General features: G+C 41.6%; 1 protein-coding gene and 2 pseudogenes. 1 reads left to right on the top strand and 2 read right to left on the bottom strand.

The features are described from left to right. Positions 1–197: 197 nt before the first annotated feature. A protein-coding gene (locus ACQEXR_RS19945) for an IS1 family transposase (protein WP_427021012.1) occupies positions 198–895 on the top strand; the annotation gives its coding sequence in 2 pieces (ribosomal slippage) (positions 198–447 and positions 447–895; 699 coding nt in all). 33 nt (positions 896–928) lie between these two features. Here the strand turns inward: ACQEXR_RS19945 and ACQEXR_RS19950 are convergent. Both ACQEXR_RS19950 and ACQEXR_RS19955 read right to left on the bottom strand, forming a co-directional pair. Beyond that, a pseudogene (locus tag ACQEXR_RS19950) lies at positions 929–1,126 on the bottom strand (methyl-accepting chemotaxis protein); the annotation flags it as partial. Between the two features lie 651 nt (positions 1,127–1,777). Then, positions 1,778–2,142 (bottom strand): annotated as a pseudogene (locus ACQEXR_RS19955) (transposase); the annotation flags it as partial.

A 2,142-nucleotide genomic window follows, 5' to 3' on the forward strand; every position in this document is an offset into this window, starting at 1 on the left:
TAATATCCTACCGTATGTATCCCGATAATTAATTAGGCTAAATTTCAGACTTTACCTACAACAATAAAGGAAATTAGCACTGACCAATAGAAGCCATTCGTATATTTGTACCCAACGCTCAGTCCATTCTTTGGTTATGACTCAAATAGGTTGATGTGTGTTAATATAGAGACCTGATCCTTGGAGTTTTTTCACTCATGGCCACTATTCAAGTTCAATGTCGTTTCTGCCATAAAACCGAGCCCGTCCGTAAACATGGAAAGGGACATTCTGGCTTTCCTCGTTTCAGATGTATGGAGTGTCGAAAGAGCTTTCAACTCGATTACGTCTACGAAGCCCGCAAGCCAAATGTAAAAGAAAAAATTGTCGATATGGCAATGAATAGCTCTGGCGTTAGGGAAACAGCACGAGTGTTGAATGTGGCGTACAACACGGTATTGAGCACTTTAAAAAACTCTCGCCAAAACAAGTGACCTCAATACCTTTCGATAGAGCAAACATAACTCTGATTTGTGAAGTCGATGAGCAATGGTCATTCGTAGGTAATAAGAAAAATCGTCGATGGCTTTGGTATGCATGGGAGCCACGTTATAAACGCATCATTGCTCATGCATTTGGTAAACGTAATACGGATGCATTACGAGCGCTACTCGCTTTGCTAAAGCCATTCGACATCAGTTTCTTTTTCACCGATGACTTCAGTGTCTACACGAAAGAGCTACCAAGAGAGAAACATGTAGTAGGTAAAAGGTTCACTCAGCGAATTGAGCGAACCAATCTGACATTACGTTCAAGATTGAAGCGCCTTGTTCGTAAAACGATTGGCTTTTCAAAATCAGAAGAGATGCATGACAAAGTGATAGGGACGTTTATTGAACGGGAATTCTACTGGTAATCCAACCGATTTGAGTCACGACCCAAATGTTGCTACTGAACCTGTATTGGCATGCTTTTCGATCTCACGCAAAGTTAGTTGTTTAGAAAGAGTGTTCGTTGGCTTTAAAGAGAGTGATTTGTCAGGGTGAGCTAAGAATGTGCCATCTTGAGCATCAATCAACATTGCGTATGCGTTTTTACCGGCATCCAAGTTGATGACGTCATTAATTAACTGGTCGATAAGTACATCAACACAACGGCGATTAAACTCGCGCCGATGAGTTTTTGTTTTAAGGATAGTTTCATGGTTTCTACACAATTAGTGGAACAGACAGGAAGGGGGTTTTATCGGCAATTTCTTACATTTGCACCAATTAATGACAGTATCTTGACTTAAGATAACGTATTGTTATCCCGATATTTTAATAAACGTATGACGGTGTTTTTGCGCATGTCATCACCACAGCACTCTATACCCACTTTTGACATCAATTTGTCAACTATTGTATCGAAGCTAAGGGGACACACACAAAGAGCTAAGCGGGCAGCTAAGGGGACACACACCATTACCTGAGGCTTTTTTGAGTAAAGCTAAGGGGACACACACCATTACCTAAAGAATGCCAACAAAAATCGACAACCCGCATGAATGGAACCTTTGGCGTAAAAAATGTAAAAAATGTAAAAGGACAGGCACTATTAAAAGATACTTATGCTCCAGCCATAATCTATCGGTGAAATCGGTATCAGTTTGCCCAGTTAGGCGAGAGTGTGGCGTTCTGTGAGCCACTGTTGGCGTGAATGAGTCTATTGAGGCTTTTTTGAGTAACGAGTGATTCACCAAAAACATTTTTGGTTTCGTGTGGGTTTCTTACTAGAGATTTAATGGTTGGCTAATCGCTTAGCTATCCAACCGAAGTAAATTGAGTCGCTTTCGTTTCATCAGCTGTTTGGCCATCATTGCGCTTTGGGTACAACCTACTGTAGTGCAGCGTAGCCTCTCCAACTGAGTACAAGTCTCAAGCCAGTTTACTTGATTGATATTAAGTCTTTGCAATATCGCTGGCGTCTCTTCACTTAAGCTCGCTTTCCCTTCTCGGTATTGGCGTGCTGTCCAATCGACTAGCTCGATGTAATCCATCAGTCGAAACGGTATACCATCACGTTGATGGTTATTGTCATTCCCAACAAACGGGTAAAGGCAAGGTGCCGTCTCTTGCTGATTGTTTAATGCCTCAACCCTCGCTTTAATTGAGGTGTAATCGG

The sequence above is a fragment of the Vibrio sp. TRT 2004 genome, from assembly GCF_050113735.1.
Classification (GTDB): Bacteria; Pseudomonadota; Gammaproteobacteria; order Enterobacterales; family Vibrionaceae; genus Vibrio.